At 51.5% G+C, this 24,342-nt stretch carries 21 protein-coding genes and 1 tRNA gene; 8 read left to right on the top strand and 14 right to left on the bottom strand.

The window, feature by feature from the left end:
- Position 1 precedes the first annotated feature (1 nt).
- The 6 genes from pheT to thrS form a co-directional block, all read right to left on the bottom strand.
- Positions 2-2,386: a phenylalanine--tRNA ligase subunit beta gene (pheT, locus tag OCL06_RS04685; protein WP_262992587.1), complete on the bottom strand. Its 2,385-nt coding sequence runs from the start codon at positions 2,384-2,386 to the stop codon at positions 2-4.
- A gap of 14 nt (positions 2,387-2,400) precedes the next feature.
- Positions 2,401-3,381 (bottom strand): phenylalanine--tRNA ligase subunit alpha, encoded by a 981-nt coding sequence (gene pheS / locus OCL06_RS04680; RefSeq protein ID WP_262992586.1) that lies wholly within the window; start codon positions 3,379-3,381, stop codon positions 2,401-2,403.
- 281 nt (positions 3,382-3,662) lie between these two features.
- Complete coding sequence (rplT, locus tag OCL06_RS04675) at positions 3,663-4,019, bottom strand: 50S ribosomal protein L20 (protein ID WP_262992585.1); 357 nt, start codon at positions 4,017-4,019, stop codon at positions 3,663-3,665.
- Between the two features lie 19 nt (positions 4,020-4,038).
- The gene (gene rpmI / locus OCL06_RS04670; protein WP_189403603.1) at positions 4,039-4,236 is read right to left on the bottom strand and encodes a 50S ribosomal protein L35; all 198 of its coding nucleotides are present in this window, start codon (positions 4,234-4,236) and stop codon (positions 4,039-4,041) included.
- A gap of 110 nt (positions 4,237-4,346) precedes the next feature.
- Entirely contained in the window at positions 4,347-4,889 is a 543-nt protein-coding gene (gene infC, locus OCL06_RS04665) for a translation initiation factor IF-3 (RefSeq protein ID WP_262993106.1), read from the bottom strand.
- Between the two features lie 81 nt (positions 4,890-4,970).
- Positions 4,971-6,884, bottom strand: coding sequence for a threonine--tRNA ligase (gene thrS / locus OCL06_RS04660; RefSeq protein WP_262992584.1), 1,914 nt, complete (start codon positions 6,882-6,884; stop codon positions 4,971-4,973).
- A gap of 391 nt (positions 6,885-7,275) precedes the next feature.
- Here thrS and OCL06_RS04655 point away from each other — a divergent pair, with 391 nt between their 5' ends.
- Genes OCL06_RS04655 through OCL06_RS04645 form a run of 3 tightly spaced genes read left to right on the top strand, consistent with a single transcriptional unit; the run spans position 7,276 to position 9,926 of the window.
- Positions 7,276-8,163 (top strand): fructosamine kinase family protein, encoded by an 888-nt coding sequence (locus tag OCL06_RS04655; protein WP_262992583.1) that lies wholly within the window; start codon positions 7,276-7,278, stop codon positions 8,161-8,163.
- Between the two features lie 7 nt (positions 8,164-8,170).
- A complete protein-coding gene (locus tag OCL06_RS04650) occupies positions 8,171-8,917 on the top strand; it encodes a pteridine reductase (protein WP_262992582.1) in 747 nt (248 codons plus the stop codon).
- A complete protein-coding gene (locus tag OCL06_RS04645; protein ID WP_262992581.1) occupies positions 8,892-9,926 on the top strand; it encodes a DUF3080 family protein in 1,035 nt (344 codons plus the stop codon). Before OCL06_RS04650 ends, OCL06_RS04645 begins: the two co-directional genes overlap by 26 nt.
- 7 nt (positions 9,927-9,933) lie before the next feature.
- On the opposite strand, the gene OCL06_RS04640 is transcribed toward OCL06_RS04645, so the two are convergent.
- Together OCL06_RS04640 and OCL06_RS04635 are read right to left on the bottom strand one after the other, a co-directional pair.
- Positions 9,934-11,010, bottom strand: coding sequence for a mechanosensitive ion channel family protein (locus OCL06_RS04640; RefSeq protein WP_262992580.1), 1,077 nt, complete (start codon positions 11,008-11,010; stop codon positions 9,934-9,936).
- Between the two features lie 288 nt (positions 11,011-11,298).
- Positions 11,299-13,203, bottom strand: coding sequence for a S9 family peptidase (locus OCL06_RS04635; RefSeq protein ID WP_262992579.1), 1,905 nt, complete (start codon positions 13,201-13,203; stop codon positions 11,299-11,301).
- Between the two features lie 256 nt (positions 13,204-13,459).
- Between OCL06_RS04635 and OCL06_RS04630 the strand changes: the two genes are divergently transcribed.
- On the top strand, positions 13,460-14,020 hold the full coding sequence (locus OCL06_RS04630; RefSeq protein ID WP_262992578.1) for a DUF924 family protein: 561 nt from the start codon (positions 13,460-13,462) through the stop codon (positions 14,018-14,020).
- Here the strand turns inward: OCL06_RS04630 and OCL06_RS04625 are convergent.
- Positions 14,017-15,027 carry an adenosine deaminase gene (locus OCL06_RS04625; protein ID WP_262992577.1) on the bottom strand — a complete coding sequence of 337 codons (1,011 nt, stop codon included), beginning with the start codon at positions 15,025-15,027 and terminating at the stop codon, positions 14,017-14,019. The genes OCL06_RS04630 and OCL06_RS04625 overlap by 4 nt on opposite strands.
- A 273-nt stretch (positions 15,028-15,300) precedes the next feature.
- Between OCL06_RS04625 and OCL06_RS04620 the strand changes: the two genes are divergently transcribed.
- Positions 15,301-16,632 (top strand): NCS2 family permease, encoded by a 1,332-nt coding sequence (locus OCL06_RS04620; RefSeq protein ID WP_262992576.1) that lies wholly within the window; start codon positions 15,301-15,303, stop codon positions 16,630-16,632.
- Positions 16,633-16,682: 50 nt separating this feature from the next.
- On the opposite strand, the gene OCL06_RS04615 is transcribed toward OCL06_RS04620, so the two are convergent.
- Positions 16,683-16,937: an outer membrane protein assembly factor BamE gene (locus OCL06_RS04615; protein ID WP_262992575.1), complete on the bottom strand. Its 255-nt coding sequence runs from the start codon at positions 16,935-16,937 to the stop codon at positions 16,683-16,685.
- A 188-nt stretch (positions 16,938-17,125) separates the two neighbouring features.
- Positions 17,126-17,785: a TetR/AcrR family transcriptional regulator gene (locus OCL06_RS04610; protein ID WP_262992574.1), complete on the bottom strand. Its 660-nt coding sequence runs from the start codon at positions 17,783-17,785 to the stop codon at positions 17,126-17,128.
- 236 nt (positions 17,786-18,021) lie between these two features.
- Between OCL06_RS04610 and guaD the strand changes: the two genes are divergently transcribed.
- From guaD to OCL06_RS04595, 3 genes are all read left to right on the top strand, one after another.
- The gene (gene guaD / locus OCL06_RS04605) at positions 18,022-19,329 is read left to right on the top strand and encodes a guanine deaminase (RefSeq protein ID WP_262992573.1); all 1,308 of its coding nucleotides are present in this window, start codon (positions 18,022-18,024) and stop codon (positions 19,327-19,329) included.
- Positions 19,330-19,858: 529 nt separating this feature from the next.
- Positions 19,859-21,490 (top strand): methyl-accepting chemotaxis protein, encoded by a 1,632-nt coding sequence (locus OCL06_RS04600; RefSeq protein ID WP_262992572.1) that lies wholly within the window; start codon positions 19,859-19,861, stop codon positions 21,488-21,490.
- Positions 21,491-21,647: 157 nt separating this feature from the next.
- Positions 21,648-22,307, top strand: a complete 660-nt coding sequence (locus tag OCL06_RS04595) for a DVUA0089 family protein (RefSeq protein WP_262992571.1) — start codon at positions 21,648-21,650, stop codon at positions 22,305-22,307.
- Positions 22,308-22,332: 25 nt separating this feature from the next.
- Here OCL06_RS04595 and OCL06_RS04590 read toward each other — a convergent pair.
- The 3 genes from OCL06_RS04590 to OCL06_RS04580 form a co-directional block, all read right to left on the bottom strand.
- Positions 22,333-22,409, bottom strand: a tRNA-Val gene (locus OCL06_RS04590).
- A gap of 127 nt (positions 22,410-22,536) precedes the next feature.
- Positions 22,537-23,586 (bottom strand): patatin-like phospholipase domain-containing protein, encoded by a 1,050-nt coding sequence (locus tag OCL06_RS04585; RefSeq protein ID WP_262993105.1) that lies wholly within the window; start codon positions 23,584-23,586, stop codon positions 22,537-22,539.
- A gap of 175 nt (positions 23,587-23,761) precedes the next feature.
- A complete protein-coding gene (locus tag OCL06_RS04580) occupies positions 23,762-24,130 on the bottom strand; it encodes a VOC family protein (RefSeq protein WP_262992570.1) in 369 nt (122 codons plus the stop codon).
- Positions 24,131-24,342: the final 212 nt, after the last annotated feature.

The following is a 24,342-nucleotide window of genomic DNA, read 5'->3' as shown; positions in this document are numbered from 1 at the left end:
ATTACTCTCTCAACGCTGCCCCGAACTTGGTTTCCAGACTTTTTACCGCGGTGTCTACGGCTTGTTGAATTTCCGTTTCTTCCAGGGTTTTTTCCGGATCCTGTAGGATAAGTGACAAAGCCAGACTCTTATAGCCGGGCTCAATTCCCTTTCCTTTATACACATCGAACAAGTTTAGGCCAACTAATTGATTTACGCCAACTTTTTCTACAAAAGAAAGAAGCGCCCCTACACTCACCTCGTCTTTCACCGTAACCGCAATATCTCTGCGGTTTGCAGGGTACTTTGACACTGGTAGTGCGTCGGGAAGCTTACGCCCGGTTATCGCACTCAGATCAAGCTCAAACAGGAATGGACGGCCGGAAACACCCAGCATCTTGGTAAACTGAGGATGAACCGCCCCTAGTAAGCCCACTTCTTCACCGTCAATCAGCACTTTGGCAGTCATACCCGGGTGAAGCGCGTGATGTTGAGCCTTTTCGAAGGTCACGTTCTGCTTACCGGTCAGCGAAAGCAGCGCTTCCACTTCGCCTTTCACGTCATAGAAGTCCACTGGCACATCAGTACCGTCCCAATGTTCCTGAATACGGCGTCCGGCAAGAATACCGCCAATCACATTTTGCTGAGACACGCCGCTTGGCGCCGCTGGGTCAGCAATAAAGCGTAACCCTGTTTCAAACAAGCGGATATGGGCTTGCTGGCGTTTCTGGTTATGCGCGGCCGCACCAAGTAACCCTGGCCATAGTGATACGCGCATAGCTGACATGTCAGACGCAATGGGGTGCGGCAATACCAGTGATTTATGTTCCGGGAACAGCGCATCCTGCACTTTTGGATCGACAAACGAATAGGTAATAGCTTCGTTGAAACCCCGATCTACCAGTAACGCCTTTAGGGTACTAACCGGTAAAGTGCCCTCACTGGCAGGCAGCATATTCAACGCCGCAACCGGTGCTTCGTTGGGAATATTGTTATATCCATACACCCGTGCAACCTCTTCAATCAGATCTTCTTCAATCGCCAGGTCAAACCGGTAGCTTGGCGCATCAGCTGTCCAGCCTTCCTGCGATTCTGTCACATCCATACCCAGACGGCGCAGGATCTCACTGACTTTATTATCGTCCACAGCAATGCCCAGCACCTTATGCAAGCGGGCACGGCGCAAGGTGACACTGGCCGGCTTGGGTAACGAGGCGTTGTCTACGGCTTCAACCACCGGTCCCGGCTCACCGCCACAAATATTAATAATAAGGGCCGTGGCGCGCTCCATGACCTGGCGCTGTAGCTGGGGATCGACACCCCGCTCATAGCGGTGAGAAGCATCGGTATGCAAACCATACTGACGCGCCCGCCCCATAATGGCATCCGGACTGAAAAAGGCGCTTTCCAGTAAAATGTCATTGGTATCCAATGTCACACCTGAGTGCAAGCCGCCAAATACACCAGCCATGGCTAATGCTTTGTTATCGTCGGCAATCACCAGCGTGTTGTCATTCAGCTCAACGGTATTTTCGTCAAGCAGTGTGAGTGACTCGCCCTGTTCTGCCATGCGCACCGTGATACCACCCTCAATGCTATTGAGGTCGAAGGCATGCATGGGCTGCCCCCATTCAAGCAATACAAAGTTGGTCACATCAACAATAGGGTCAATACTGCGAATGCCGCTGCGACGAAGCTTTTCCTTCAGCCATAACGGTGACTCAGCCTTTACGTTCACATTGCTGACCACCCGGCCCAGGTAGCGTGGGCAAGCCTGAGGGGCTGCTAGGGTAACGTCGCGTTTTACGTCGGTTAGGGGCTCGACGTCGTCAACCTGTGGTTCGCACACATCCAGATTATTCAGTACACCCACTTCACGGGCTATGCCACGAATACCCAGGCAGTCCGCGCGGTTGGGGGTAAGGTCAATATCGATACTGCTGTCATCCAGCTTCAGATATTCACGGATATCTGCACCCACAGGCGCATCAGCCGGGAGTTCGATGATGCCGTCATGATCATCGCTTATCCCCAGCTCAGAGAAACTACACAGCATACCCATTGAAGGCTCACCGCGTAGTTTGGCTTTTTTGATTTTAAAGTTACCTGGCAGAACAGCGCCGACAACCGCTACAGCCACTTTAATGCCTTGGCGGCAGTTGGGTGCACCGCACACGATATCCAGCAACTCTTCGCCACCCACACTGACCTTAGTCACCCGCAGTTTATCGGCATTTGGGTGCTGACCGCATTCCACTACTTCACCGACCAGCACGCCTTTGAAGTCGCCAGCGACCGGCGCCGCTTCGTCAACTTCCAGGCCGGCCATGCTCAGCTGTTCAGACAGTTCGTTGGTAGACAGCGAAGGGTTAACCCATTCTCTTAACCATTGTTCACTAATTTTCATACTAATTCTTGGCCTTACTTGAACTGTTTGAGGAAGCGCAGATCGTTTTCGAAGAATGCCCGCAGGTCAGTTACGCCATAACGCAGCATTGTGAGGCGCTCCACGCCCATACCAAAAGCGAACCCTGTGTATTCTTCCGGATCAATATTCACAGCTTTCAGGACATTCGGATGCACCATGCCACAGCCCAGCACTTCCAGCCACTGGCCATTTTTACCCATGACGTCTACTTCGGCAGACGGTTCGGTAAACGGGAAATACGAAGGACGGAAGCGTACCTGCAGTGACTCCTCAAAAAAGTGGTTCAGGAAGTCATGCAGAATGCCTTTCAGCTCGGTAAAGCTCACGTTTTTATCCACCATCAGGCCTTCAACCTGATGAAACATAGGGGTGTGGGTCTGATCGTAGTCGTTACGATACACACGGCCCGGCGAAATGATCCGCAATGGCGGCGCTTCCGCTTCCATAGTGCGAATCTGAACGCCGGACGTCTGCGTACGCAGCATAACGTCAGGGTTGAAGTAAAATGTATCATGATCGGCGCGCGCCGGATGATTAGCCGGAATATTCAAGGCGTCGAAGTTGTGAAACCCGTCTTCTACTTCGGGGCCGGTTTTTACCGCAAAACCCAGCTCGCCAAAAAAGGATTCAATGCGGGCAATGGTGCGGCTCACCGGATGCAGATTGCCGGGCAATACCGTGCGACCTGGCAGCGTAACGTCGATTGCTTCTTCTGCCAGCTGCGCATTCATTTCTGCTTCGCGCAGTGCGTCACCCTTGGCGGCAATGGCTTGCTGAATTTGCTGTTTAGCCTGGTTTATCTTTTGGCCAGCGGCAGGACGCTCTTCGGCAGACAGTTTACCCAGACCTTTAAGCATGTCGGTCAGTTTGCCTTTTTTGCCCATGAATTCGACGCGCACCTGGTCGAGTGTGGCTGCATCTTCGGCAGCGTCAATCTGGCCCTTGGCCTGACTGATAATGGAATCAAGCTCCATTGTAATCCTCAAATGACTTGTTGCGTGAAATAACTGACAGCGTGTCACCGTCAAGTATTGTGTTAAAGCCCGCTAGTTTACACGACAGACAATTATTCAGGCTACCCTAACAAGCTGATAATGACAGATTTTCACCAATTATTTTGCTACCCGGAAAGCGAGTAAAGAATATCGCGGGGTTACCACAGGGAGATACAGGAAAATTTTGGGAACGCAAACGAAAAACGGCGAGCATCCTGCTCGCCGTTTTCCGAAAGAACTTAAACTTAATTAGTTAATAATTAAGCTAGTGCGCCTTTAGCCGCTTCGACTAACGCACTGAATGCCGCTTTGTCATGTACCGCGATGTCGGCAAGGATCTTACGATCGATTTCGACAGACGCTTTTTTCAGACCGTTGATGAAACGGCTGTATGACATACCATTCTGACGTGCCGCAGCGTTAATACGTGCAATCCACAACTGACGGAATTGACGCTTTTTGTTGCGACGGTCACGGTAAGCGTATTGACCAGCTTTAGTTACAGCTTGTACTGCTACGCGATATACGCGTGAGCGGGCACCGTAATAACCTTTTGCCTGCTTGAGGACTTTTTTATGACGTGCACGTGCAATCGTGCCGCGTTTTACTCGAGCCATTAATCAGTCTCCTCTGGTCTTAAACGTAAGGTAACATGCGCTGCACCAATTTGGTGTCGGCATCATGAACCAGTTTTTTGCCACGTAAGTGACGTTTACGCTTAGTACTCTTCTTGGTCAGAATGTGACGCAAGTGAGACTGCTTGCTCTTAAAGCGGCCAGAACCCGTTTTCTTGAAACGCTTGGCGGCACCGCTTACAGTTTTCATTTTAGGCATTGCTAAAACTCCGCATTGTTAATATCGACCTGTGGGTGTGCAGCACCGGTGGTCGGTTAATATTTACAGCAGGGTGTTTCGGGGTGCAGATTCCCGAAAACTTTAGACCACTACTGCTTCTTATGTGGGGCTAGCACCATGATCATCTGACGGCCTTCCACACGACGTGGGAAAGACTCGCAAGTAGCAATGTCTTCTAAATCACCTTTAACGCGATTTAGCAGTTCAATGCCGATCTCTTGGTGCGCCATTTCACGGCCGCGGAAGCGGATCGTTACTTTGGTTTTATCGCCACCTTCCAAAAAGCGACGCAGGTTGCGCAGTTTTACCTGGTAATCGCCTTCATCAGTGCCAGGGCGGAATTTAACCTCCTTGACCTGAATTTGCTTCTGTTTTTTCTTCTGCTCTTTCTGAGCTTTACTTTTTTCAAAGAGGAATTTGCCATAGTCCATAACTTTACAGACTGGCGGCTCAGCATTCGGACTGATTTCTACTAGGTCCAGACTTGCGTCCTCTGCTGTTTGTACCGCTTCAGCCAGCGTTACAACACCTACCTGCTCGCCTTCAGCCCCGATTAAACGGACTTCTCTGGCAGTAATTTCGTCGTTGATGCGGGCTTTGCTGCCCTGAGCCTTATTATTAGCGCCTTTAATGTGCTATTCCTCCAAAAACTAAAATCGTGTGCTTGCCCGTTTCCCATCGGGCAAGCGCGTTACTTTACCATACTAACACGGTTATATGGATTTTTCGGCAACTTGTTGCTGGGCCATGGAAATGAATTCTTCCAGAGGCATACTGCCCATGTCATCTCCCCGGCGCGAGCGCACGGCAACCTGGCCTGCGTCTCGTTCTTTGTCGCCAACCACCAGCATGTACGGAACACGCTTTAGGGTATGCTCGCGGATTTTAAAGCCAATCTTCTCATTTCTCAAGTCAGACTTTGCTCTAAAGCCCATTTCCTGCAATTTTTGTACAGTTTTGTTGGCGTATTCAGCCTGACTGTCGGTAATATTCATTACCACAATCTGCTGCGGCGCCAGCCACAATGGGAAAAATCCGGCATATTCCTCGGTCAGAATACCAATGAAACGTTCCAGCGAGCCAAGCACAGCGCGGTGAATCATCACCGGCACGCGACGTTCGCCATCTTCAGCCACATAGGTTGACCCCAAGCGTCCAGGCATTGAGAAATCTGCCTGAACCGTACCGCACTGCCACGCACGGTCAAGACAGTCATACAGTGTAAACTCTATTTTTGGACCATAAAAAGCGCCTTCGCCAGGTAAATACTGGAATTCGATGCCTTTTGATACCAGTGCATCTGCCAGTGCTTTCTCGGCTTTATCCCAGATTTCGTCACTGCCTACGCGCTTTTCAGGGCGGGTAGACAATTTTACGGCAATCTTTTCAAAGCCAAAGGTTTTATACGCGTCATAAATCATGTCGATACAGCTACAGACCTCGTCCATAATCTGCTCTTCTGTACAAAAGATGTGCGCATCGTCCTGGGTGAAACCACGTACCCGCATCAGGCCGTGCAGTGCACCAGAGGGCTCGTTACGGTGACAACAGCCAAACTCCGCCATACGCAACGGCAGATCCCGGTACGATTTAAGGCCTTGATTGAAGATTTGCACGTGCCCCGGGCAGTTCATCGGCTTGATCGCATACTCACGCTTCTCTGATTCAGTGGTAAACATGTTTTCGGCATATTTATCCCAGTGACCAGATTTTTCCCACAAGGAACGATCCATCATGAGAGGCCCTTTCACCTCGTCATAATTATATTCACGGAGTTTCTGACGCACGAACTTTTCCAGCTCGGTATAAATTGACCAGCCGTCGTTGTGCCAGAACACCATGCCCGGCGCTTCTTCCTGCCAGTGAAACAGGTCCAGCGACTTACCAATCTTACGGTGGTCGCGTTTTTCAGCTTCTTCCAGACGGTTCAGGTACGCTTTTAACTGTTTTTTGTCCGCCCATGCTGTGCCATAAATGCGCTGTAGCATTTTATTTTCGCTGTCACCACGCCAGTACGCACCGGCCACCTTCATCAGTTTAAAGTGGTGACAGAATTTCATATTCGGGACATGCGGCCCGCGGCACATATCTGTATATTCTTCGTGGTGATACAGCCCTGGTTTATCATCCTGGCTGATATTTTCATCCAGAATTTCTACCTTGTAAGGCTCATGGCGGGTAACAAATGTATCCCGCGCTTCTTGCCAGCTTACCGTTTTCTTGACCACGTCATAATTGGTTTTAGCCAGCTCAAGCATGCGTTTTTCAAGTTTCTGCAAATCATCCTGCGTCAGGCTGTGGTCCATATCGACGTCATAGTAGAAACCGTTGTCGATAGTAGGACCGATAGCCATTTTTGCATCAGGCCAAAGCTGTTTAATGGCGTGACCAATAAGGTGAGCGCAGCTGTGACGGATAATTTCCAGGCCTTCCTCGTCCCGGGCGGTAATGATTTGCAAAGCCGCGTCATGTTCAATGGGATCTACGGCGTCGACCAGTTCACCGTTTACTTTGCCGGCGATAGTGGCTTTGGCGAGGCCCGGGCCGATGTCAGCAGCCACGTCCATAACGGAGACGGCGTGATCGAAAGCGCGTTGGCTTCCGTCAGGAAGAGTAATTACAGGCATGTTATTTCCTTTACAGTGGTGACGCCTACTCTGCGCCACTTGTGCATAGTGTCTGAAACGAAAAAGACACCTGACGGTGTCCATGGCGGTGAAGGCAATACCAGTGCCTGTCACCGGCTTGGGATTATAACGGCTATACAGTGACTTGCAACGCTGGCAACAGGTTTCCCAATGATTTTCACAGCCTGACTGGCGACGTTATGGCCATCCAGTGTACTGAACGGAACATAATCCCGTTAGTGAACAGTCGCCCTGCCCCGGCGGTAACAACCATCTGACCGCTAATTACCGGCAGGGTGATGGCCAGACGTTTTTTATCGGCCTTGCTTACATTGGATTAGCAAAGCGCATATTTTTGACCATACTTCAGGTGTCAGGGTAACGAACAATAATGGCTATGTGGCATTTCATAAGCGATCACATCTCCCGTGCAACCGACTCGCTGTTTGTATGCCAGAGCAGTCAGCCTGCCCATGGGGGTGATACCCATCAGTGCTATATTTTACGCGATGACCGTCGCCGTTACTTTGTCAAAGTCCGTGCCGATGATGGCAGCCGTCCGCTGTTGTCAGAACAAGAGGGGCTGGCAGCCCTGGCTGACACCAACACAGTAAGAACCCCCGTAGTAATTTGTCATGGCGTGACTGACGAGCAGCCAACGGCCCATGAGTACCTGGTTCTCCAGCATGTCAGATTCATCCCCGGCGAGCCAAGCGATTATTACACGCTGGGGGAGCACGTTGCCGCCCTGCACAGAGTGGACGCTTACACCGAGTTTGGCTGGCAGCATGACAACTTCATTGGCGCCAGCGTGCAACCCAACGGCTGGCAGACTAGCTGGGCGCAGTTTTATACGGAACAGCGTATTGCCAGCATGCTTGAGCGACTGGCCAGTGCCGGCAACGTGTTTCGGCAAAATGATGCACTACTCACCCGGATTCAACAGCTACTTCAGGCTCATGAGGTTACGCCGTCACTCTTGCACGGGGATCTGTGGTCGGGAAATGCCGGCTTTTGCCACCGCGGTCCCCTTGTGTTCGACCCGGCGGTATCAGTGGGCGACCGTGAAGCAGACCTGGCTATGACCCGCTTATTTGGGGGCTTTCCACCGGCATTTTATGATGGCTATACGGCCACCTACCCGTTATCGTCAGGTGCAGCCGAGCGCGAGCCGGTGTATCAGCTTTATCATATACTGAATCATGCGCTGCTATTTGGAGACCCCTATTGGTCACAGGCAAAATCTGTCATGATCGGTATTATCCAACAGAAGCAGTAACAGTTTTATGACAGAAACAGCAGTTGCGCTGGTCACCGGCGCCGCAAAACGTATTGGCGCCGTCATCGCCAGAACCTTACATCAGTCGGGCTACCGGGTGATTATTCATTACGGTCAGTCGACTGACGAAGCTAACGCTTTGGCAAGTGCACTTAATAGCGAGCGGGCAAACTCTGCTGTCACGCTCCAGGCTGATCTCTGCGACATGAACGATGTGGCTCGACTGGCCCGTGAAGCGCAACAACAGTGGGGGCAGGTTGATGTGCTGGTAAATAATGCCTCTGCCTTTTTCCCTACCCCCCTCGGCGAAATTACCGATCTTCAGTGGCAGGCACTGGTTGGCAGTAACGTACAGGGGCCACTGTTTCTGAGTCAGGCCCTCACCCCTGCATTGCGAGAGCGACAAGGCAACATTATTAATTTGGTGGATATGCATATACACCGCCCGTTACTTGCCCACAGTATATATTGTCTGGCCAAGAGTGCACTTGCCAGTCTCACAAGGTCGCTGGCCACCGAGCTGGCCCCGGCTGTAAGGGTAAATGGCGTCGGCCCCGGTGCCATCCTATGGCCCGAGCGAGAGATGACCGACACCGAGCGGGACGCACTACTGAGCAGCATTCCCTTGCAACGACTGGGCACGCCTGAGGATATCGCTCAGGCCATTAGCTTTTTGCTGAACGCCCCCTATATTACCGGGCAAATTCTGTATGTGGATGGTGGACGCAGTGTACACACCCATGCCACTGCCTAACCTGCCCGGCGTTCTGCTGCTGTTGGTGTCGCTGGTAATCGCCGGATGTGGCAGTGCGCCGGTGGTGGATGATTTGGAGGAGTATCACGGGCGCTTAGGGCGGGTGTTAGAAGCCGAGCTTGAGATGACTGCGCAGATCACGCCGCTGCCTTTTCCCGGCCGTGATGAGTTATTTCAACACGTACCTGCGATGAACATTAACCTGCGTGAATTTCATGCCCTTCAGCAGTGTGAAATCGGAACCCTGGTTGCCGAGCGTAACACCGCACTAGGCAGAACGCCTTTCCCGGCTCAGCGCCTCAGCTACGAAACACGCCTGCTGCATGCCATAGATGATTGTGCTGAACACCTGCGGTCCACGCGCCCCGAGCTGGCACAAAAGCTCAGCGAGTGGAAATCACAGAAACAGCAGCAGCGTAAACAGGTATGGGCAAACCTGATTCAAACGGCCAAAGCCATGCGTCTGGCTATGTCGCTCCCCCGAGAGCTATTGCAGGCCGAACAAAACCGTGATGCCCGGGCTGCAGTGACTGCCCTAGGCTTTCTCACCCAACTCAAAAATAATGACACCTTGTCGCTCAGCGAACTGGAAACCCAGCTCAAACAAATTGAATCGGCACGTTTACCGGCCAGGCTCTGGGCCACTCAGCAATTGCTGGCAGATAGTTTAAGTCAGCTTACCCGTCGACTGACACCACATCTTAGCGCGGTGACCTGCACGGCCGGGCGAGCCAGCGAGCAGGCGGAAATATTACGCAACGTGTTTTACCTTTATTTTATTGAGCGCATCCAGCCCGTGGGAAGCAAGGTGAATGAACTGCAGTACCAGCTGCAACCCACTTTCACACAATGGCAGAACGATAGTCATTTGCAGCCCGCCTTTAAAGCGTTTCTCACAGACCGGCTAACCGGCTTTGAACAATATCAGCAGGCTGTCAGTGAGCACGTTAGTCTGTGGCAGCAATTTCTCAAGCGCTGCAATTTGTCGCCCGTCGCCCCTGCCACCTAATACCCACTCAAAGTATATTGCCGCCGGCCTCCGGATCCCTGGCTTCGGCAGCCTGACGCCGGATGTCATCAGTTTCACTTGAGACGTCATCGGCGCCAACATCGCTTTTCGCTGATGTACGTTGTGGTTTCACAGGCTGCTTAACAGGCTTGGCCGGCTTTGTCTCAGACGAAGCTTTGTGTGTATTGCTTTCATCAGCCTGTTGCATACTCACCGCGATCCCTTCTGGGAAAATAATCTCCCGCGCGTCATCCGGCATGCTGATCCCCTGCTCTTCAAAGGCCCCTACCAGGTCACGCATAAGCACAGAGGCCATTTTCAGGACGCTGGTCTGCTCCACGTCTATCCAGAAATACACTTTGAGGTTTAGCGTGGCAGACCCGAGGTTGTCCACCAGCACCTGGGGCTCAGGGTCTGCTAATACATTCGGGTGGGCCTGCATGACTGATAAAGCCAGGGACTGGGCCGCTTTGGCATTACTGTCATAGCCAATCCCTATCACAAAGTGGCCGCGCATGCGGGGATTGGCGGTAAAGTTTTTAATGACGCCTTTATAAATGGTGGCGTTGGGTATTTGAATATGATTGCCATCGAAGTCGACCAGGGTGGTCGCTCTAGATGTCACTTTCTGCACCACACCCATAAAATCGTTAATTTGCACCACATCACCGATGCGGAAGGGCCGTTGAACAGTCAGTAACAAGCTGGAAATAAAGTTTTCAGCGATATCGCGAAATGCAAAGCCCAGGATCAGGCCAATCATCCCGGTACCACTGATAATTGCCACTGCAAATTCGGTCAAGCCGGCGAGCTTAAGAAACAGATAGGTGCCCAGCAGAATGATGATTATACTGACACTGCGCCGGCTCACTGAGCGGATAAGGTCGCTTTGGGTAACATAATCAAACGGCCGTAAAACTAATCGGGCCAGCGGCGCGGCCAGCAATACGGCGGCAATGAGCAGTAATAAGCCAACGCCTATCGCTGGTAACCGGGCCATCAGCTCCAGCCAAAAGTCGGAAAACATGGACGCAAAATCACTGACGCCGGCCGGGCCCTCGCCTGATGTGGTATCTTGTTGCATGGTACTGCCCTCCCTGTGGCCGGTTAAATACTGAAAAGTCCGATATCGTGCAGCTTACCTTATCTCGGCTGACTGCCATGTGCGAGACAGACCTGCGCTCCTGCCAACCGTTATCCCTCTGTGGTTTGTATACCCCGGATTTGGGTCTGCGTTTTTTCCGACATACCCGGGCAGCAAGCACACGACTATCAAAATGGTCTGAACACTTAAATGCACAGACCACCTAACGATACGTATCCACTGAGTAAAAAGTGCGTCTACCGGGAATGGCAGACGCAGGCAAGTGCGCTAGTTGCTTCCTTTCAGGTAAGTATTCAGGAAGTTCACATAGGCATTCTGCGCTGTGATGCGATTAGATTTTTTTCGGAATCCGTGACCTTCATCTTCGAACAAAACATATTCCACCGGTACATTGTTGTCCCGGATGGCCGCCACCATTTCGTCACTTTCCACCTGTAGCACGCGCGGGTCATTGGCCCCTTGCACCACCAGTACCGGCTTTTTCACCTGGTCGGCATGAAACAGAGGTGAAATACGATAGAGGCGCTCTTCGTCCGTAGCGGGGTCACCCAGTTCAGCGTAGAGAAGCTCGCGGAAGCTTTCCCACCAGGGTGGAATACTTTTCAGCGTACGCACCCAGTTTGTCACACCAAATATATTGATGCCGGCTTCAAACTCGTCAGTGAATGCCATCGCTGCCATAGTCAGATAGCCACCATAGCTGCCGCCCATCACGCCAATTTTGTCACTGTGGACCCAGGGCAAAGTGGACAGATAGCGCTTGCCATACACAATATCCTGTAGGTCGTCTTCACCGTGACGCTGATCGTCAAGGTGGAAAAAGGTTTTGCCGTAACCTGACGAGCCCCGGTTATTAACAGCAAACACTGCATAACCATGATTGACCAGGTGCTGAACAGTGGCACGGTAACCGGTGCGCGACTGGCCGCCGGGCCCACCATGAATGAGAATAACTGCCGGCACCGGATTCACCCGGTTAGCCTGATGAGGTTTATACAATAAACCGGGGATTTCCAGATTATCAAAGCTTTTGAACCTGACCACGTCGGCAGTGACCAGATCGTCACGGTCAATAGCAGGATTAAGGGTGTGGGTAAGCTGAGTCAGGTCACCGTCAAGACGGTAACTGTATAAATTAGCGGGCGCGGTATCGGACGCCAGGTAGAACACCATGGTGGACTCATCATCGGAAAACGTCACCCCGGTGACATTACCTTGCGGTAAGTCGGGCATCTCTACGGGCTTGCCCGTTTCCGTGTCTGTGATGGTTACCCGGGTAGTACCGTCCGCGTTTACCGCAGACACCAGATAACGGCCAGAGTCTGAATAGGCATACCGTGTGACATTCCAGTCGGCAGCATACGCCAGCGACCTTTCACCGGTGGCAATGTCGAACCGCCATGCCTGATCAAACTCAGCATTCTCATTGGAACCATATAACAGTGCCCCCGAATCGGGTGTAAAAGAAAATACCGAATGGCTGGCAGGGGTCTCACTGTCAGTAATCAGGATGGTTTTCGGGGTTGGGTAGGTTAAATCCACCAGGTAGAGGTCGTCATCGACATTGCTGTGTGCTTCGAGCACGGCCAGATACCGACCATTGGGGCTCACTGCCATCAGCGTCAATGCCTGGTCATTTTCATAAATCAGACTGCGGGAAAAATTATCCGCGCGGTAGCGATATAAGTCGAACGCCTTAGGATCACGCTCGTTAGTGACCACGTAAAAATGACGGTTGTCGTCATCCCAGCCCATAAAACTGGCTTTCACGTTTGCGCCGGGAGTAAGGTCCCGGGTTTCACCGTTGGGAAGCTGCACATACAAATGATTAAGCTCGTTGCCGCCCTCATCCGCAGTGAATAAAAACCGTTGGTCGTTAGGAAACCAGCTTACGCCACGATAGGCGTGGTTGTCAGAAAACGTCAGCTGAGTAGGGCTCCCGCCGTCTATCGGATAACGGTAAACGTTATAGATTCCGCTTTTGTCGGACGTCACCAGCACCGCTTTACCATCATGACTGATATCATTACCAAACACGGATTCATTAGTAAAAAACGTTTCGGCTGAATATGTGGTCACATTGCGGGGCTGTTCAAGCACAATTTCCGGTTCGCTGGCAGACTGGCAAGCAGCCAGTGTTATCAGCATTGCAACGATGGCGAATACTCGCATCTTTCTCTCCCTGATTGATAGAATTTTCCATTTATCAGATTAGCCATGCTGACATAAAAATGCACCCGAAAAATGTAACGTTTCTGCTTATACTTCGTTCCTGTATGGCCTACTTGAGATCCTGTTAGCCGATACTGCATATAGATACCAGGGAACCAATCAGGGATCGGCGGTTTCTTAGAGTAGGCAGCCACACGTAACCAGAGATGGGTTGGACAGGCAAGCCAGTGTAAATATGGGTATAAGAGGAGTCACTATGAACGAAGAAACACACGTAGCAATGGAGGAAGCCAGTGAAGTGTTGTCGTTCTGGTTTGAAGAACTTGACGAACAAGACTGGTTCGCGCACCACGAGACCATCGATAAAATGATCGCCTCCCGTTTTGGTAACCTGTTACGTAGTGCTGCGCGCTGTGAACTTTGGCCCTGGCGAGCCACGCCGCACGGCAGGCTGGCCGAAATCATTGTACTCGACCAGTTTTCACGCAACGTGTATCGCAATACCGCTCAGGCATTTGCGCAGGACACCATGGCGCTATGTCTGGCACAGGAAGCGGTGAGCGCCAATGCCGACAAAGCAATGACGGCCCGGGAACGGGCATTTTTGTACATGCCGTTTATGCACAGCGAATCGCTGGCGGTTCATGAAGTGGCTATGGAGTTATTTGCCGCCGAGGGTCTGGAAAAGCACCTTCGCTATGAGCAGGAGCATCGCAATGTGTTAGTAAAGTTCGGGCGCTACCCTAACCGTAACGAGGCACTTGGCAGAACGCCGACCCCCGCCGAGAGTGCCTGGCTGGCAGAGCAAAGTGGTTAGCAGCCCTGCCCGGCGTTGATTACTTTTTCTGTCCAGTACTGTTTATCTGCCTCGGGCAGAAAGCTGGCTTTAAAACTATTGACGATAAGCTGTTGAAGTTGCTGTTCATTCATTCCCAACGCGTGTTCCAGCGCAGAAAAGTTATCATTCAGAAAACCGCCAAAGTAAGTAGGATCGTCAGAGTTCACCGTTACCAGTAACCCTTCATCCAGCAAAGACAAAATATTGTGTTTTGCAAGGTCATCGATCACACACAGCTTTAAGTTACTCAGAGGGCACACGGTTAGCGGCAGCTGACGCTCTCTAATTAACGCCAGTAACCGGGGATCCTCCTGGCAGCGCACGCCATGATCAATACGGTCTACATTCAGCAGCTCGACGGCCTGCCAGATATACTCTGGCGGGCCTTCCTCCCCGGCGTGGGCGACAATTGCAAAGCCCAGCTCCTTCACGCGCTTAAAAACCCGGGCAAATTTTTCGGGTGGATGGCCCAGTTCGGAGCTGTCCAGCCCAAACGCAGTAATGTCCGGGTACCAGGGCGCGGCGGCCTCTAAAGTTTCAAATGCAGCCTGTTCAGACAAATGCCGTAAGAAGGAACAAATTAAATAGCAGGAGATACCCCACTCCTGTCTGGCCTCCTGCGCCGCACGTAAGAAACCCGGCATAAAGATATCGAAACCAATGCCCCGCTCCGTATGGGTCTGAGGATCAAACATGACTTCAGTGTGAACGATATTTTGTTCGTGGCATGCCCTGAGGTATTCCCACATCAGACGGTAAAAATCGTCTTCGTCACGCAATACGTCAGCGCCCTGGTAGTAGAGGTCGAGGAAACTTTGCAGATTATCGAACTGATACGCCGCGGCTATTTCTGCTTCGCTATTGTACGGCAGCCTTACCTGGTGTTTGTCCGCTAACTCCCACATGAGGGCGGGACTCAGGGTGCCTTCTATGTGTAAATGCAATTCCGCTTTGGGTAGTGAATTAAGCAAAGGGGTCAGTGACATAGGAACTCTCCGGACTGCGATTTACGCACACTATACTGTATTTCCCTGAAAACCGTGCATAACTGCGACATGATTCTCTGTGTCTACATGTTATTTCTTTTTCTGGCGGCGCTACCGTCAGGCCCTACAACAAACCGATACTCGCAGGCAGGCATAGAAACAGGTAAACTGACTAAAATAATAGCACTTCCCTCCCTGAATACTGACCGCGTAGTCAGTATTTTTATTTTCAGGGGACGGACACACACTTAATCCCACTATAAAGAAGCCAATATGTTTGCATCGTTTCTTGACCGCCTGTTTCACCTGCGCGCCCACGGCACCAACGTAAAGACCGAGTGCCTGGCCGGGTTAACCACCTTTGCCGCTATGTCGTATATTCTGGTAGTCAATCCCAGCATACTGGGTTTGAGCGGCATGCCCACTGCGGGACTTATTACGGTCACGGCGCTGGCTGCCTGCATTGGCACCCTGTTAATGGCATGGTCTACCAATTACCCCATAGCTCTCGCACCCGGCATGGGGCTGAATGCCTTTTTCGCCTACACTATATGCATTACCCGGGATATTCCCTGGGAAGCAGCCCTGGGCATCGTATTCTGGAATGGAATTCTGTTTCTGTTGCTCACACTTACCGGCGTGCGCACCCGCATTGCCGAAGCCATACCCGCAGAACTGAAGATCGGCGTGCAATGTGGTATCGGTTTGTTCATTGCCTTTATCGGTTTAAAAAATGCGGGGCTGGTGGTTTCGCACCCGGCCACCTTCGTGACCCTGGGCGACTTATCAGATCCCGCAGTGTTGCTGGCGCTGGCCGGTATTCTGCTGACCATTGTACTGGTCATTAAGAACGTCACCGGTGCAATTTTATTGTCCATCATCGCGCTGACCCTTGCCGGTACACTGATACCTACAGAAAGTGGCGTGCTGACCGCAACACCCGAGGCCGTAATCGGCATGCCGGACCCCATCAACGACACCTTACTGGCCATGGATATCTGGTATCCACTGGAGCACTTTGCGGAAACCTGGGACCTGATTTTCGCCCTCATGTTTGTCAATATGTTCGATACCATTGGCACCCTGCTGGGGGTATCACGGCGGGCAAACCTGCTTAACCGTCAGGGCAAACTACCTTTAATTGGCCGCGCCATGACCGCTGATGCGACGGCCAGTATCGCCGGGGCAGCGTTGGGCACATCGCCGGTCACCAGCTATGTTGAGAGTGCCGCCGGAGTATCGTCAGGTGGGCGAACAGGGCTGACGGCAATGGTAGTGGCGGTGTGTTTTCTGGCGGCATTATTTTTGACGCCACTGATGAAAGTGATCCCGCTCATGGCCACAACGCCGGCGCTGTTGATGGTGGGTATTTTAATGATGGACTCCATCCGCCAGCTGGATTTCGACGACACCGGTGCACTGGCCACGGCATCGGTGGCGTTATTAGCCATGCCGCTTACTTTTAGCATCTCCGAAGGCATTGCACTGGGCTTTATTACCTACGTAGCAGTGATGCTGGGCACGGGCCGTCACCGCGAAGTCAGCGCAATCACCTACATGCTGGCTGCAGTATTTCTATTGCGGTATATCTTTGACTTGAAGTAACGACTGCACCAAGAGGGAGCACAGTTACTCCCCCTTGGTGAAAACAAAGGTTACAGCCCGTCGAAGGAGTAACCTATTGCCCGGTCTGCCATAAATACAACTTTTACGTGAGTACCCTCTTCTTCCCCCCACAGGCACGACTGCGTGCCCATCGCCTTGCTACAATTATCGGCGTCACCAATAATCGCTTCCACTTCTTCACGGCTCATACCCGCCTCCAATTTGTCATAATTTTCTTTGGTCAGCTTGGAGCAGCCTGCCAGTAGCAGTGCTGAAAGAATGAATGGGAGTAAACGGTATTTCATGGTAAGTCTCCAGATAAACAGAACTTATTGCAGCATAATTGCGAATGTGGCGGCAGGCAACACACAAGGGTGACTAAGTTGCCACGCACTGATGCGGTTTGGAGAATGACTGGCATACTACTGCTCTTATTGCGCGCAGGATTGGCGGCGTCAATGCGTGTGCTTGCTACAGGTCATCCCGTAAACATTCAGCCGTGGCGCGCCTCTGCTACCTGATACTGTTCGGGTACTGCCAGACCGCAGCCGGTCAGAATTAAGCGCACAAGATCCCGGGTAGCCTGCCGAAACTCCTCTTTGCGCATCGGACCGCGAAGATGCGTAATTTGCGCGGCAAAGTCAGCATAATGCTGGGTACTCCCCCAAATCGTAAATAACAGGTACTCCGGCGCAACTGGCTGCATTTTTCCCTGATCAATCCATGCCTGAATCACCGCAGTACGGCTGCGCATCCAGACCGTATGTTCCTCTTCGAAATAGGCCGTCAGGTTGGGCGCTCCGTTGAGAATTTCCATGGCAAAAATTTTTGAAGCCAAAGGACGCGTTCTGGATAGTTCCATTTTTTCAGCGATATAACTGGCTAAGGCGTCAGCAGGATCATCATCAGCCGTAGCCTGATCAAAGTGGGAGTTCCACAGGGCGAGAGTGTCTTCAAGGATGGTAAGATACAGTGCCAACTTGGTTTTAAAGTAATACAACACGTTGGTTTTAGGCAGCCCAGCCTCATCCGCAATTTGTTGTACTGAGGTCCCTTTAAGGCCGTGACTGGCGAATGCCTTTTCGGCTGCAGTGAGAATTCGAGCCCGGTTCTTTGCTCCTACTCCCGCGTCTGACACTTTCTGTGTACTCATAATTATTTGTTTCCATGCGTGTTCTTACGGGTAGCGCCCCCGACATCTAAACCGGATAGTGCCACAGGCCGCCCAACGTGCAAACCATTTACGCGGTTACCGTTACCGGATAGTTGCGTACACACAGCAGATAGCGCAGTATTTAAACAGACGGCACACGTACCCAGGCAGGGGCTAACCTAATTCGTTCGCCCACCTCAACCTACAATGCTTGTTTACAATTTTCAGGGATTTCAGTGCAGACGAAACTTATCAGAGCCAGCGTGGCGCATTTTCCGGCAGAAACCTCCATGCCCGATACTGACATTGCCGTGTTTCCGGACGGGGCGCTGGTAATTCGGGGCGAAAAGATCCTGGCGGTTGGTGAGTACTCTGCACAGACAGCTGCGTACCCAGAAGCAAAACAAATCAACTGTCAGGGAAAATGGCTATTGCCGGGATTCATAGACAGTCATCTGCACTTCCCACAGACTGCCATAATGGGCAGCTATGGCGAACAGCTACTGACCTGGCTGAACACCTTTACCTTCCCCGCCGAACAAAGGTTTGCCGATGAGCAGCACGCGTCGGTAATGGCTCAGGTATTTTTAGGGGAGTTGCTTAAAAACGGGACTACCAGCGCATTGGTATTTTCTTCGGTTCATAAAGGCGCAACAAACGCGCTGTTCAGTGCTGCCAAAGCAATGAATATGACGCTTGTGGCCGGTAAAGTCTGTATGGATCGTCACTGCCCTGACGCGCTGTCCGACACAGCGGCAAGCGCAGTGGCGGACAGCCACGCGCTTATTGAACGCTGGCATGATCAGGGGCGTTTACGCTACGCCATCACGCCCCGTTTTGCACCAACCAGTTCAGATCAGCAACTGGCGGCATTAGGTGAACTGGCACAAGCCTACCCTGATGTATTTATTCAGACTCACCTGTCAGAAAATCAGCAAGAAGTGGCTTGGGTGAAGTCACTCTTTCCTGACAGTCGTTACTATCTGGACGTGTACGACTCACATAATATGGTTCGTCCCAGAGCAGTATTCGGTCACTGTCTGCATCTTGAAGCGCAGGAATGGCAGCATTTATCCCGTCAGGGGGCGACCGCCGCCTTCTGCCCCAGCTCAAATCTGTTCCTTGGTAGCGGCCTGTTCAATATGCAGGCGGCAGCAAGTCACGGAGTGAACGTGGCACTGGCCACGGATATTGGCGCCGGCACCAGCTTTAGTATGTTGTCTACTTATGCCGATGCGTATAGAACATGTCAGTTGCAAGGTACGCCCTTATCCCCGTTGCAGGGGCTGTACATGACCACGCAGGGAGCGGCTATCGCCCACCAGCTAGACCATGAAATAGGCAACCTGAACCCAGGCACCTATGCTGACTTTGTCTTGCTGGAGCCTCGCTGCACGCCATTAAGTAAATTACGGCTTACTCCCACCGCTGATATCAGTGATGTCGTGTTTGCGCTGGCAATGCTCGGTGACGAACGCGCCGTAGCGCAAACCTGGATAGCGGGCCACTGCTGTTATGACCGGGATCGCAACTCAGATAGTTAACGGGATGACATGCACCCCGAAAACGCGTGTATCCGCACAACACGATCTCCGTCCCCCGGACGCCCTGACACTTGCCCACCAAAACGTATAAAGACTTATACACCGGTATCACTGGGCGCCGAGGCAAGATAATTCCGCAGCTGTACCATTTATCAAAAATTAACGGTATATCAGAGTTTTAGCGTAGTAAAAATGCTATGTGCTGCGACCTTGAACCGGGCTTCAACGACCACCCCTTTGATTGTCACTTGAGCTCTGCCGTTTTCGCCCTACAATGCGCTGCTTGTTTAATGACACTAAACAGCCTGATTTAGCAGCGGAGCACAAAAGCCTGCCAGGCAAGCAGCCGTGAGTTGCCCAAACTTTGTTGCCAGGCATAAAGATTTTTGCAGTTCGACCGATTAACTCTCTGACATAACGTCGTTTTACTTGCCAGGGTTATTCTCTGGCCAGGTGACGACAATAAATAAAACGGTGGCGTTATACGCCGCCTGATAATGATTTAACCGTTTCTGTGAAGGACAGTATTATGGTTCACTTTCTCCGCCGCTTTTCTTTAGGCGTTCGCTCGACCATAGCGTTTGGCGCTATCGGCTTGATTGTCTTATGTCTTGGCGTGTATGCCCTCAATGAAATGGGCCGTATCTCCGAGCAACTGGACTATGTCACCGAACAACGTATCCCCAGTACAGAGTTGGTTAACAATATTGACCGGGAATTCCTGCGCGTTAGGGTTCATACAGCCAACGTGGAAGCAGCCAATACCGCGGAGTCACGTAACAGATATCTGCAACGATTAATGGATGCAAAAGAAAACCTGCAGGAGAATCAACGTAAACTCCAGGCTTTAGTAGAAAGTGACCGTGCGGCACAGTTGCTCACCACCTACCAGCGGCTGGACAAGCGCTACTGGACACTCCATGACCGCTACCTGACGCTTATTAACAATGGTAACACAGGCCAGGCTAACCAACTCCGTCGTGAGCAACAGTTGCCTCTGACCGGTGAAATTTCTGCCGCATTGGATGCGTTTCTGAAATATCAGGCGGAAAAAGTCGACGAAGCCACCAAATCTGCAAACAAAGTATCTGAAACTGCCACTGCCGCCATCATTATTGCCATCGTGCTCACCGTGGGCCTGGTCGTGCTGTTGTCGGTTTTATTTACCAAAAGTATCGTGCCTCCTATTCGGGAAGCCCTGGCCGTAGCCGAACGGATCTCGCAAAAAGATCTCACCTACTCCATCACCCCGGACGGTAACGATGAGATTACCGCCTTGCTGACCCAGTTACAGCATACTCAGCAAAGTTTGCGTGAATCCATTTACGCCATCGTGCAGTCTTCAGAACAACTGGCCACCACCTCGGAAGAGTTAAGTTCAGTCACCAACGATTCCTCACAGCATATCCAGGATCAGAGTGTACAGGTTGATCAGGCAGCGCAGGCCATCAGTCAGCTGACCGCCGCAATTGAAGCCGTGGCGGGCGACGCTCAGCAGGCCTCGAAGTCGTCCGACTTTGCTAACGACAAAGCCAGCCAGGGCGGCATACGGGTCCAGCAAACAGAAGAAGCCATTGAAAAGCTCACCGACGAAATGACGACCTCTTCTTCAAAAGTTATTGAGCTGGCGAAAAAGGTGAACGACATCACCAAAGTACTGGAGGTTATCCGGGAAATTGCCGAACAAACTAACTTACTGGCGCTTAATGCTGCGATTGAGGCGGCCCGTGCGGGTGAGTCAGGCCGGGGCTTCTCTGTGGTAGCTGACGAAGTGCGGGCACTGGCGAAACGTACTCAGGAATCGACAGTAGAAATTGAGGATCTGGTGGCAGTCATTAACAGCTCCTCTTCAGAATCCGTATCAACGATGGAGCGCAGTGTCGAACGTGCTGGCGACACCTTAAAAATGGCCAAAGATGCTGAAGAAGCGCTTGATGAAATTGTCGCCGCCGTAGCTGAAATTAAGAACCGCAATGCGTCAATAGCCAGCGCCTCAGAACAGCAGGCTTCGGCTTCGCGGGTGATTGATCAGAATCTGGTGAAGGTAAAAGATTTATCCAACTCCACGGCCTCTGGCGCCGAGCAGACCAGCGTGTCGGCAGACGAACTGGCTCGCCTGGCGGCCTCGCTGAACGAACTTACCAGCGCTTTTCGTCTGTAATCACATATCCCGGCCTCTGAGCACTAAATTCAGGGGCCATTTTTACCAGTATTAAACTGAGCAGCCCACCCTTTCCTTCCCCAAAACTTCTTTCCCCAGTGAACCAGTTACGTCAAACCCTGTATAGATACTACACACACACAGGGATGTTATCATTATGTTACGTTTAGCTTCACTCATACTGCTCTGCTGGTCTTCAATTACTCACGCGGGGTTTGTCACCGGTACCATTACGGAATACCAGAACAATACGCCTCCGCCCGCCGGATTCTCTGAGCTCCACACAGTGGACTTTTGGTACTTTCAAACTTCGGCTCTGACGACTGTCTCGTTAGATATCCTTGCCTATGAATTTGATCCGTTAACTCGCAATTTCGTGGATTTTAATGGCAATGGTATTGATGATGTGATGGACAGTATGCTGTGGGTCTTTCGGGTAAACGGCTCACTGGGCTGGGAAGATCTCATTGCGTCCAGTGATGATGCGTTGTATGGGAGCGACAGCAATGGCTCGTTGGCCGATCCTGTACGCACTACTCACTCGCTGGATCCGTTTCTGTCTCTGGATCTGGGACCCGGGCGGTATATTGCCATGGTGGGCGGATGTTGCGGAAACAATACCATCAACTTTGATCAGCAGTGGCAGGGTCGGAGCGGTGATAATTATCACCCTGTAACAGGCGGCTATCGACTGGATTTCAGTGACAATATCAATTTGCAGGCGGTTGCCCAGCGGGTCTCTGCAGCCACCAACGGGCTAAGCTTTATATTAGTGTGCGGATTGGCTTTATTGTTACTAAGACAAAATAAAACGTAAACTTGCCACTGCCAGGGGAAAGCGGTGGTGCGTCTACCCTGATTCGAACAGGGGACCTCTACCATGTCAAGGTAGCGCTCTAACCAACTGAGCTATAGACGCATATTTGAAATCTGCCGGTGCAGACGGCGCGTATAATAGCGATGCACCGGTAAAGGTGCAAGCACATTTTTCAATGTATGGTGCGGTTGCTCAATTACGCGTCAATTATGCTTAAATATACCCTTCCCTATGAGACACGCTTGTATGGGATAGTCTCAAAGGGCAAGGGTTTAATAGCATCCACCGCTTTTTCTTTGTGGACCAAATCAAGAAAGTATTCCCCTACCCGCTCTGCTTCATTAAGCACCTTTATCCAGTAAGCTATCCGGGTTTTATCATCCAGCACCTCGAAGTCACGTCGATCCGGAATCTTTCCGTAAGGCAAACGGGACACAAAATCTTCGGAAGGCACCAGCATGACCATATTAAAATAGCTGACCGCGTGCGGAATGCGGTTTTTAAGCCCTTTATCAAACCAGCCCGGAATGGGCTTAGGATAAAAGTGAGGGAACAATACCAACCCGGGGCCAGGCCCAAACTCAACATCGAAATGATAGTCGATAATGCCACCGTCCCGATATACGCCCCTTGGCGCATCCAGTATGTGTCTCACACCATCAATTATCATTGGAATAGAACCTGACGCTAATAGCGCGTCGTCAATATTTGGGATAGAAAGCGGCACGTACTCGGTGGGCAAATTATACGGGTCGTTTACTTCCAATGTACTGTCAGGGTGGCTGAAGACAGTACGGGTATAAAAATGCTGTAAATTTTTACGAGACATGGCGTTAGCGGCAGCAGTCATTGCCAGACCACCCAGCTGCTTAACCTTGCTTTCACTGCGCATCGGGCCCCGGCAGCGCGCAGCAATAAAATGGGCTTTTAGTTTCTGGTTCATAACCAGTTCGGCACGCCCGTCTTCGCCAAGTAAGTCCTTGATTAACGCCTTGGCTTTCTGGGTAATTTCAAACTTGGTGGGCTTTTTAGAATACACCGTATGCACATAGGAATACGCTAGCCGGTCAAAAGCGCGTAATGGGTTGGACTGCACTGCACAGGCTGCACGAAATGCCCCGGCAGAAGATCCTATGATATTCAGCGGTTCATTCCGGCAACCTAACCAATAAGGAAACAGCACCCTGTCAATGCCAGCGAGTGTGAACCATTTTGGTCCACCTGAGGCGCCCACAAAGTAATTAAACAGATCCGGGTGAAAGCCGTAGCGCCGGAGCATATGTATTGCGCCGGGGCCGGCATAAATTTCAACAGGGGCAGCCACTTGCGTTCCTGGTCAGGGGGTAGATTGCGTTAATTTATCAGTTACCATCAGGAATGCAATCGACAACGAGCCGGTCTGGCCCTAAGGACAGGTGCAGCATCCAGTGTCAGTCAGTTACCGGCGCCCGTCATCACGCACTGGCATCCTCTGCATATAGCGCACAGCAAGCGCCGGCAGGATCCCGGATAATACAGTACGCGGCATCACCATAGGCCCGCACTTCACTTATTTGTTCCCCACCCTCGGCGGTAAGCTGATTAAGCGCGGTTGTTAAATTAGCCACTGTGAAATACGGGATCCACCCGCCCGGCAACGCTGAATTTGAGCCGCGCTTATGACATATTCCGCCTGCCGGAGACCCGTCTGGTTTTATCATTACGTAATCAACATATCCGTCCATCTCGACAGTTTGCCGACTCCACCCCATGACCCGTTCATAAAAACGGCTGACCCTGTCGGCATCATCCACAGTCATGTCCAGCCACATTGCATCATCCATCTTACGTTATCCTTTTGAATGTCATTCCGGGTTCGCTGTCAAGCAAACGATTCGGGATTCTGCTGACAGAATTTGACGTTTGAGTATAGACAAACGGGTTGGAAAATGCTTGAGATTTGTCAGATCTTATCCACTGCACATTGTTTGACCGATTAATTAAAGCCATATTTATCATGAAGTTATACGGCATCCCCAAACTACTCAACAAACTT

The sequence above is a fragment of the Alteromonas salexigens genome, from assembly GCF_025628895.1.
In the GTDB taxonomy this organism is placed as follows: Bacteria; Pseudomonadota; Gammaproteobacteria; order Enterobacterales; family Alteromonadaceae; genus Alteromonas; species Alteromonas salexigens.
This window is presented reverse-complemented; position numbering and strand designations above follow the sequence as displayed.